The organism is Streptomyces sp. M-16 (assembly GCF_052114405.1).
Classification (GTDB): domain Bacteria; phylum Actinomycetota; class Actinomycetes; order Streptomycetales; family Streptomycetaceae; genus Streptomyces.
The window spans coordinates 1-6488 of the sequence record NZ_JBFRER010000210.1; the positions used below are offsets into that span (position 1 = coordinate 1).

Here is a 6488-nt window from a genome sequence, read left to right on the forward strand (position 1 = left end):
ACTGCGCCCCGTACACCGCCCCCGGCGCCTGCGCCGCCGCCAGTAGCTTCGCCGCCGCCTCGCCCGCCTCCGCCGGGGTCCAGCGGGCGGCGCGGTCGGCGGTGGGGCCGGGGCGCCAGCCCTCCATGACGGTGATGCGGCCGCCCTCCGCCTCGAAGACGCGGCCCGTGACCCCGGCCGAGGCGTCCGAGCCGAGCCAGACCACCAGCGGGGAGACGTTCTCCGGGGCCATCGCGTCGAAGGCGCCGGGAGCGGGGGCCGCCATGGTGTCCGCGAAGGTCTGCTCCGTCATGCGGGTCCGGGCCGCCGGGGCGATGGCGTTGACCTGGACCCCGTAGCGGCCCATCTCGGCCGCGGCGACCAGGGTCAGGCCGAGGATCCCGGCCTTGGCCGCGCTGTAGTTGCCCTGGCCGACCGAGCCCAGCAGGCCGGCGCCCGAGGAGGTGTTGACCACCCGGGCGGACACCGGGCGGCCCGCCTTCGCCTCGGCGCGCCACCAGGCGGCGGCGTGCTTCAGCGGCAGGAAGTGGCCCTTGAGGTGGACCCGCATCACGGCGTCCCAGTCGTCCTCGTCGAGGTTGACGAGCATCCGGTCGCGCAGGAACCCGGCGTTGTTGACCAGGGTGTCCAGGCGGCCGTAGGCGGAGACCGCGCACTCCACCAGGGAGGCCGCGCCCGCGGCAGTGGCGATGTCCCCGCCGTGGGCCACCGCCTCGCCGCCCGCCGCCCTGATCTCCTCGGCCACCAGCGCCGCCGGGCTGTCGGGGCCGGGCTGCCCGTCGAGTCCGACCCCGAGGTCGTTGACGACGACCCGCGCGCCCTCCGCCGCGAAGGCCAGGGCGTGCGCCCGGCCCAGGCCGCGGCCCGCGCCCGTCACCACGACCACGCGTCCGTCCGTCATGCCCGTCATGCCCGCCATGCCCGCCTTCGTGCTCCGCACCATCTCAGTTCTCCTTGTTGACCGTTGCCGCATCCAGAAATGCCGGGCGCTCCCCGCCCCCGTGCACCAGCAGGCTCGCCCCGCTGACGTATCCCGCCCGGTCCGAGGCGAGGAACACCGCCGCCTCCCCCACGTCCGAGGGCTCGGCGAGCCGCCCCAGGGGGACGGTCGCGCCGACCGCCGCGATGCCCGCCTCGTCGCCGTAGTGCAGGTGGGCGAGCTCGGTGCGCACCATGCCCAGGACCAGGGAGTTGACCCGTACCTCGGGCGCCCACTCGACGGCCATGGAGCGGGCCAGGTTCTCCAGCCCCGCCTTGGCCGCGCCGTAGGCGGCGGTGCCGGGCGAGGGGCGGGTGCCGCTGACGCTGCCGATCATCAGGACCGAGCCGCGGGAGGCCCGCAGCCACGGGTGGGCGGCGAGCGAGGCGGTCAGCGGGGCGATGAGGTTCAGCTCCAGGACGCGGGCGTGCCGCTCGGCCCCGCCCTCGCCGAGGAGCCGGTACGGGGTTCCGCCCGCGTTGTTCACCAGGCAGTCGAGCCGCCCGAAGCGGTCGGCGACCGAGGCGAAGAACTCCGTCACGGCGCCGGGATCGCGCAGGTCGACGGGGGTGAAGGCGGCTACCCGCCCGCCCTCCGCGACCGGTTCCTCCGGCGGTCTGCGGGCGCAGACGACCACCTCCGCGCCCGCCGCGAGGAACGCCCGCGCGATGCCGGCGCCGACGCCCCTGGTTCCGCCGGTGACGACGATGACCCTCCCCTTGAGCTCCATCGGCTGCTACCTTCCTCACCTAACAAATGTTTGGTGGAAAGGTAGCTGATCCGCTCATGGGTGTCTCCACCTCCAGCCCCGGCAAGGGCATATCCCTCGTCACAGTCGACTTCCCGCCCGTCAACGCCCTTCCCGTCCAGGGCTGGTACGACCTCGCCGGCGCCCTGCGCGCCGCCGGCCGCGACCCCGGGGTCCGCTGCGTGGTCCTGGCCGCCGAGGGCCGCGGCTTCAACGCGGGCGTCGACATCAAGGAGGTGCAGCGCGACACCGGGCACGGCGCGCTCATCGGCGCCAACCGCGGCTGCTACGAGGCCTTCGCGGCCGTCTACGAGTGCGAGGTGCCGGTCGTCGCGGCCGTGAACGGGTTCTGCCTCGGCGGCGGCATCGGCCTCGTCGGCAACGCCGACGCCATCGTCGCCTCCGACGACGCCGTCTTCGGCCTGCCGGAGCTCGACCGCGGCGCCCTCGGCGCCGCCACCCACCTCGCCCGGCTCGTCCCGCAGCACCTGATGCGCGCCCTCTACTACACCTCGCGCACCGCCACCGCCGCCGAACTGCACGCGCACGGCTCGGTCTGGAGGGTGGTGCCGCCCGCGGAGCTGCGGGCCGCCGCCCTGGAGCTGGCCGCCGAGATCGCCAGGAAGGACGGCTACCTGATCCGGCTGGCCAAGGCCGCCATCAACGGCATCGACCCCGTCGACGTCCGGCGCAGCTACCGCTTCGAGCAGGGCTTCACCTTCGAGGCCAACCTCAGCGGGGTCGCCGACCGGGTCCGCGACACCTTCGGGAAAGACGCCTCCGGCAAGCAAGGGAGCACCCCGTGACCGACAAGACCATGACCCCCGACGAGGTGGCCGGCCGGCTGCGCAGCGGCATGACCCTGGGCATCGGCGGCTGGGGCTCGCGGCGCAAGCCGATGGCCCTGGTCAGAGCGCTGCTCCGGTCCGAGATCACCGATCTGACCGTGATCTCGTACGGCGGGCCCGACGTGGGCCTCCTCGCCGCCGCGGGCCGCATCGCCAGGCTGGTCGCCCCCTTCGCCACCCTGGACTCCATCCCGCTGGAGCCGCACTTCCGGGCCGCCCGCGAGAGCGGCGCGTTCGCCCTCACCGAGTACGACGAGGCCATGTTCATGTGGGGCCTGCACGCCGCCGCGAACCGGCTGCCCTTCCTCCCCGTCCGGGCCGGTCTCGGCTCCGACGTGATGCGGGTCAACCCGGAGCTGCGCACCGTCACCTCCCCCTACGCCGACGGCGAGGAGTTCGTCGCCGTCCCCGCCCTGCGCATGGACGCGGCCCTGGTCCACCTCAACCGCGCCGACCGCCTCGGCAACGGCCAGTACCTCGGCCCGGACCCCTACTTCGACGACCTGTTCTGCGAGGCCGCCGACACCGCGTACGTCTCCTGCGAACAGCTCGTGGAGAGCGCCGAGCTCACCAAGGCCGGCCCCCCGCAGTCCCTGCTGGTCAGCCGGCACTCCGTCACCGGGGTCGTGGAGACCCCGAACGGCGCGCACTTCACCTCCTGCGTCCCGGACTACGACCGCGACGAGGCCTTCCAGAAGCTCTACGCCACCACCCCCTGGCCCGAGTTCGCCGCCCGCTTCCTCTCCGGGGCGGGCGAGCACGACTACCAGACCGCCGTCCGCACCTGGCACGAGGAGCAGCAGTGACCAGCCCGATCAGCCGCTCGGAGTACTGCGTGGTCGCCTGCGCCGAGGCCTGGCGCGACAACGGCGAGGTGCTCGCCAGCCCCATGGGCCTGGTCCCCTCCTTCGGGGCCCGGCTCGCCAAGCGCACCTTCTCCCCCGACCTGCTGCTCACCGACGGCGAGGCGATGCTGGTCGCACCGGACGGCACGCCCGAGGGCTGGCTCCCGTACCGCAGGCACCTGACGATGGTCACCGGCGGGCGGCGGCACGTGATGATGGGCGCCAGCCAGATCGACCGGTACGGGAACCAGAACATCTCCTGCATCGGCGACTGGGAGCGGCCCGTCCGCCAGCTCCTGGGGGTGCGCGGGGCTCCGGTGAACACCCTGAACAACCCGGTGAGCTACTGGGTGCCCCGCCACTCCCCCCGGGTCTTCGTCGAGCGCGTCGACATGGTCAGCGGCGTCGGCTACGACCGCGCCGAGGCCGCCGGGGTCACCCGCTTCCACCGCCTGCCCCGGGTGGTCAGCGACCTCGGCGTCTTCGACTTCACCGGCCCCGGCCACACGATGCGCCTGGTCTCCCTCCACCCGGGGGTCACCCTCGACCGGGTCCGGGAGGCGACCGGCTTCGAGCTGGCGGTCGCCGACGAGGTCCCGTACACCCGGGAGCCGACGGAGCGGGAGCTGCGGCTGATCCGCGAGGTCATCGACCCCGAGGGCCTGCGCGAGCGGGAAGTGCGGGTCTGACATGGGAGAAGGGACCGGCGGGGCCGAAGTGCCCGCCCTGGAGACGGCGTTCACCAAGCTGGTCGGCGTCCGCCACCCGATCGTCCAGACCGGCATGGGCTGGGTGGCCGGGCCACGGCTGGTGTCGGGGGCGGCGAACGCGGGGGCCCTCGGCATCCTGGCGTCGGCGACGATGACCCTGGAGCAGCTGCGGGCGGCCGTCCACGAGGTCAAGTCCCGTACGGACGCCCCTTTCGGGGTCAACCTGCGCGCGGACGCCGGGGACGCCGCCGAACGCGCACAGCTGATCATCGACGAGGGCGTCCGGGTGGCCTCCTTCGCACTGGCCCCGTCGAAGGAGCTGATCGCCCGCCTCAAGGACGCAGGGGTGGTGGTGATCCCCTCCGTCGGGGCGCGCCGGCACGCCGAGAAGGTCGCGGCGTGGGGCGCGGACGCGGTGATCGTGCAGGGCGGGGAGGGCGGCGGGCACACCGGGGAGGTGGCCACGACGGTGCTGCTGCCGCAGGTGGTCGACGCGGTGGACGTCCCGGTGGTCGCGGCGGGCGGCTTCCACGACGGCCGCGGCCTGGTGGCGGCCCTGGCGTACGGGGCGGCGGGCGTCGCCATGGGCACCCGGTTCCTGCTGACCTCCGACTCGACCGTCCCGGACGCCGTCAAGGCGGAGTACCTGAAGGCGACCGTCAAGGACGTCACCGTCACCACCGCCGTGGACGGGCTCCCGCACCGGATGCTGCGCACGGAGCTGGTCGACGCGCTGGAACGGGCCGGGCGGACCCGGGCGCTGGCGCGGGCCGTGCGGCACGCGGCGGGCTTCAGGAGGCTGTCGGGCCTGTCCTGGTCGCGGATGGTGCGCGACGGCCTGGCCATGAAACACGGCAAGGACCTGTCCTGGAGCCAGGTCCTGCTCGCCGCCAACACCCCCATGCTCCTGAAGGCGTCCATGGTCGAGGGCCGTACGGACCTCGGTGTCATGGCGTCCGGCCAGGTCGCGGGGGTGATCGAGGATCTGCCGTCCTGCGCGGAGCTCGTCGGCCGCGTCATGGCCGAGGCACACGCGGTACTGCACACGCTCCGCGCCCTGCCACCGGCAGGGTGATCCCCCTTCTCCTCCACGGGAGTCGTCCCCATGAGCCGTGCCCGAATCCGTCTGGCRTCCACGGCGGCCGCCGTCGCACTCACCGCCGCCGTCGGCCTTCCCGCCGCGGCGCCCGCCGTCGCGGCACCCGGAGCGGGGGCCGCTGCCCCCCACCCCCTGCGGCAGCAGGCGACGGCGATCCGTCAGATCCCGCTCCAGGGCGCCGTCAACGTCCGTGACGTCGGCGGCTACCGCACGTACACCGGCGGGCAGGTCCGCCAGGGGCTGGTCTACCGCTCCGACGCACTGGGCAAGCTGACCCCGGCGGACATCACCACCGTCGCGGGTCTCGGCCTCACCAGGGCCGTCGACTTCCGCATCCCCATGGAGGTCCAGTACGACGGCGCCGACCGGCTGCCGGCCGGGCTCTCCGCCACCTCCCGCCCGGTCAGCGACCTGGGCCTGTACGGCACCCTGGTCGGCGCGATCGCCAGCGGCGATCCCGTCGAGCAGGAGCAGATGCTGGGCGGCGGCCGGGCCGAGGCCTACATGCGGGACATCTACCGCACCTTCGTGAGCAGCCCCGAGAACCGGGCGCAGTTCGCGGCGACGCTGCGGGAGATCGCGGACTCCGGCCAGGGGCCGCTGCTGTACCACTGCACGTCCGGCAAGGACCGCACCGGCTGGATGAGCTACGTGCTGCTGCGCGCGCTGGGCGTGCCGCAGGCGTCGGCCGGGAGCGACTACCTGGCCTCGAACACCTTCCGGGGGGCCTACGACGCCCAGGTCCGGGCGGGCCTCAAGCAGTCGGGCCGGATGCAGAACCCCGACCTGCTGATCCCGCTCCAGGAGGTGCGCCAGGACTACCTGGACGCGGCGACCGCGCAGCTGGACGCCGACTACGGCGGCTTCTACGGCTACCTGACGGACGGCCTGGGCCTGGACCTGCGGACGCTCGCGAAGCTCCAGGCCAAGATGGTCCGCTAGGGGGCCCGGCGCCGGCAGGGCACGGACAGCACGAAGGGGCCGGGGGTGCGTGACGCACCCCCCGGCCCCTTCTCGTGTCGCTGCGGGTCAGACCGCCCGGCGCCGGCCCTGGCCGCCGGTGCCGACGCGGCTGCGCGCGGAGGCCGCGGCCGCACCGCCGGAGGAGGAGGAGGAGGCGCCGCCGGAGGAGCGGCGGCCCTGACCGGCGGAGCCGGCGGCCGAGCCGGAGCCCTGTCCGCCCTGGCCGCGGCGGGAGCGGTCGGAGCCGGCGGCGGGGGCCTGCCCGGACGCGCCGGAGCCGGTACGGCGGCCGCGGC

General features: G+C 74.5%; 8 protein-coding genes. 5 read left to right on the forward strand and 3 right to left on the reverse strand.

Going from position 1 to position 6488, the window contains the following annotated elements; translation table 11 throughout:
* Nucleotides 1-910 (reverse strand): SDR family oxidoreductase (locus AB4039_RS40760; RefSeq protein ID WP_442273167.1); only part of this gene is annotated, 910 nt, incomplete at its 3' end.
* A 34-nt stretch (nucleotides 911-944) separates the two neighbouring features.
* Entirely contained in the window at nucleotides 945-1709 is a 765-nt protein-coding gene (locus AB4039_RS40765; protein WP_266838494.1) for an SDR family oxidoreductase, read from the reverse strand.
* A 56-nt stretch (nucleotides 1710-1765) separates the two neighbouring features.
* On the opposite strand from AB4039_RS40765, the gene AB4039_RS40770 reads away from it, so the two are divergent.
* The 5 genes from AB4039_RS40770 to AB4039_RS40790 are packed head-to-tail and all read left to right on the forward strand — an operon-like array spanning nucleotide 1766 to nucleotide 6171.
* On the forward strand, nucleotides 1766-2533 hold the full coding sequence (locus AB4039_RS40770) for an enoyl-CoA hydratase family protein (RefSeq protein ID WP_442273163.1): 768 nt from the start codon (nucleotides 1766-1768) through the stop codon (nucleotides 2531-2533).
* Nucleotides 2530-3381, forward strand: coding sequence for a CoA transferase subunit A (locus AB4039_RS40775; RefSeq protein WP_442273164.1), 852 nt, complete (start codon nucleotides 2530-2532; stop codon nucleotides 3379-3381). The genes AB4039_RS40770 and AB4039_RS40775 overlap by 4 nt, the downstream gene beginning before the upstream one ends.
* Complete coding sequence (locus tag AB4039_RS40780) at nucleotides 3378-4109, forward strand: CoA-transferase (RefSeq protein WP_266838497.1); 732 nt, start codon at nucleotides 3378-3380, stop codon at nucleotides 4107-4109. The genes AB4039_RS40775 and AB4039_RS40780 overlap by 4 nt, the downstream gene beginning before the upstream one ends.
* 37 nt (nucleotides 4110-4146) lie before the next feature.
* Complete coding sequence (locus tag AB4039_RS40785) at nucleotides 4147-5205, forward strand: NAD(P)H-dependent flavin oxidoreductase (protein ID WP_442273168.1); 1059 nt, start codon at nucleotides 4147-4149, stop codon at nucleotides 5203-5205.
* A gap of 30 nt (nucleotides 5206-5235) precedes the next feature.
* Nucleotides 5236-6171 carry a tyrosine-protein phosphatase gene (locus tag AB4039_RS40790; protein WP_442273165.1) on the forward strand — a complete coding sequence of 312 codons (936 nt, stop codon included), beginning with the start codon at nucleotides 5236-5238 and terminating at the stop codon, nucleotides 6169-6171.
* A gap of 87 nt (nucleotides 6172-6258) precedes the next feature.
* On the opposite strand, the gene AB4039_RS40795 is transcribed toward AB4039_RS40790, so the two are convergent.
* Nucleotides 6259-6488: hypothetical protein (locus AB4039_RS40795; RefSeq protein ID WP_442273166.1), on the reverse strand; the 230-nt coding region annotated here is incomplete at its 5' end.

Excerpts from the sequence above, each read along its gene's own strand:
- AB4039_RS40765 (WP_266838494.1), bottom strand. The coding sequence starts at position 1,709 with ATGGAGCTCAAGGGGAGGGTCATCGTCGTCACCGGCGGAACCAGGGGC.
- AB4039_RS40770 (WP_442273163.1), top strand. The coding sequence starts at position 1,766 with ATGGGTGTCTCCACCTCCAGCCCCGGCAAGGGCATATCCCTCGTCACA.